Source organism: Polaribacter sp. (genome assembly GCF_049276715.1).
Taxonomy (GTDB): Bacteria; Bacteroidota; Bacteroidia; order Flavobacteriales; family Flavobacteriaceae; genus Polaribacter.
Genome location: NZ_JBASWY010000031.1, coordinates 1 through 2075, shown reverse-complemented (window position 1 = coordinate 2075; position 2075 = coordinate 1). Strand labels below are relative to the sequence as shown.

4 protein-coding genes are annotated in these 2075 nt (G+C 52.5%); all 4 read right to left on the bottom strand.

The features are described from left to right. Positions 1-155: hypothetical protein (locus WAO74_RS09085; RefSeq protein ID WP_422161411.1), on the bottom strand; the 155-nt coding region annotated here is incomplete at its 3' end. Next, positions 152-832 (bottom strand): phosphoribosylformylglycinamidine synthase subunit PurQ, encoded by a 681-nt coding sequence (gene purQ, locus WAO74_RS09080; protein ID WP_422161410.1) that lies wholly within the window; start codon positions 830-832, stop codon positions 152-154. The genes purQ and WAO74_RS09085, both read right to left, overlap by 4 nt. Positions 833-834: 2 nt before the next feature. After that, positions 835-1080 carry a phosphoribosylformylglycinamidine synthase subunit PurS gene (gene purS / locus WAO74_RS09075; RefSeq protein ID WP_422161409.1) on the bottom strand — a complete coding sequence of 82 codons (246 nt, stop codon included), beginning with the start codon at positions 1078-1080 and terminating at the stop codon, positions 835-837. A gap of 33 nt (positions 1081-1113) precedes the next feature. After that, a partial coding sequence (gene galE / locus WAO74_RS09070) for a UDP-glucose 4-epimerase GalE (RefSeq protein ID WP_422161407.1) occupies positions 1114-2075 on the bottom strand: 962 nt, incomplete at its 5' end.

Below are 2075 nucleotides of genomic sequence, written 5' to 3'. Positions count from 1 at the left end.
CTCCACATCACCGAATACATAGCTAGCTCGCTACTTGTTGGGCGCCGGCCCAAAATCTCCTTGATGCTTTCGTACTCGTCTTGCCTTAGACCCAGATCGGCCCATGGTTGTTCGGTGTCGGGACTTTCTTGGGCGGTATTTACCGAGTCGGTCATGGCGCTCCAACTAGAGACTTCAGAACGCTGGTGAAGAAGGGGATTCCATCGGTTGTTGGACCGGTTAACGCTTCAACCGCATGTTCGGGGTGCGGCATCAGACCCACAACATTGCCAGCCTTATTCGAGATTCCAGCAATATTGCGGTAACTACCATTTGGATTTCCACCTTGGTAAGTCGCAATCACTCGGTTTTCGGCAAAAAGTTCGTCGAGAACCGCTTCACTTGCAACGTAACCGCCCTCACCATTTTTTAATGGAATCACGATCTCTTGACCAAGTGCAAAGTCTTTTGTCCACGCGGTATCGGTACTTTCAATTCGTAGCTTCTGATCACGGCAAATGAAATACTGGTGGTCGTTTCGAGTCAAGGCTCCAGGCAGAAGGTGGCTCTCACACAGAATTTGGAATCCGTTGCAGATCCCCAAGACTGGGAGTCCAACTTGGGCTTTCTCAATCACTAAAGACATGACGGGGGCAAACTTTGCAATCGCTCCACAGCGTAAGTAATCACCGTAGGAAAATCCACCCGGAAGGACGACCGCGTCAACACTATGCAGGTCAGCATCACCATGCCACAGTGCTACCGCAGTTCCCCCGGAAATCCGGATTGCTCGGGCAGCATCTGCATCATCGAGTGATCCGGGGAAAGTTACGACACCAATACGGGCGGACAAAATCAGTTCTCAACCGTGAGGGCGAAGTCTTCGATTACTGGATTACTCAGCAATTCCCCCGCCAGTTTTTCCAGAAGATCAGCCCGGTCACCCTCGAGTTCACCATCGAGGTCGATGATGAACTGCTTTCCCTGACGAACATTAATCACGCCGCTAAGACCCAACCGACCAAGGGCGCCTTGAACTGCGCGGCCCTGAGGGTCAAGAATTTCGGGTTTAAGTGCAACGTTTACGACGACGCGGGCCACTAGCTCTCCTGGTTTCGGTGGAATAGTCCCAGCCTATCGGTGTGCGGATTGCCAGGCGCTCCACGCCGAAGAAACCATGTCGTTTAGATCTCGCTGCGCCGACCATGCCAATTCGGCCTCACCCAGTTCCACATCGGCGAAGGTGGCGGCTGGGTCACCGGCTCGGCGGCCCACAACTTCGGGGCTGATATCGCGCCCGATAACCCCTGCGATTGAGTCCATGACCTCTTGGACACTCACTCCACTTCCACGGCCAACATTTATTGCCAGATTTGCTCGGCCGGTTTCACACTTTTTAACTGCAGCAACATGGGCCCCAGCCAGATCGACTACATGGATGTAGTCACGAATACAGGTTCCGTCTGGGGTCGGGTAGTCCGCTCCAAAAATCTTAGGTCTCCCACCGATTTCGAGCGCTTGGAAAACCATCGGGATTAAGTTGTTCACGCTGTTATCACCCAAGTCGTCACTGCCGGCTCCGGCAACGTTGAAATATCTCAATGAGACCCAGTTCAGTGCATTGCTGGTGGCCAAGTCTTTGGCCAACCACTCACCGATAACTTTTGTTTCACCGTACGGGGATTCGGGATTGAAAGGTTCACTTTCTTTCACCGGATTTGACTGTGGAGTTCCGTATACCGCGGCTGAAGAGGAGTACACAAAATTATCTATGCCTGAATCAACCATTGCGCCAAGCACGCTCTGTAATCCGGTGACATTTTCCTTGTAGTAATACAGGGGCAGGTCCACTGACTCGCCCGCGGCCTTCTTCGCGGCAAGATGAATGACTCCGGTGACCTCAAATTTAGTAAACGCCGCTCGTAGCGCCTTGGTATCTGCGATATCACCTTCGACAACTGGCACATCCTGTGGAATACGTAAATGCAATCCTGCCGAAAAATCATCAAACACTACCGGCTGAAAACCCGCTAATTGCAATTCACGAACAACATGCGAGCCGATATAACCTGCGCCCCCCGTGACTAGCCAGGTAC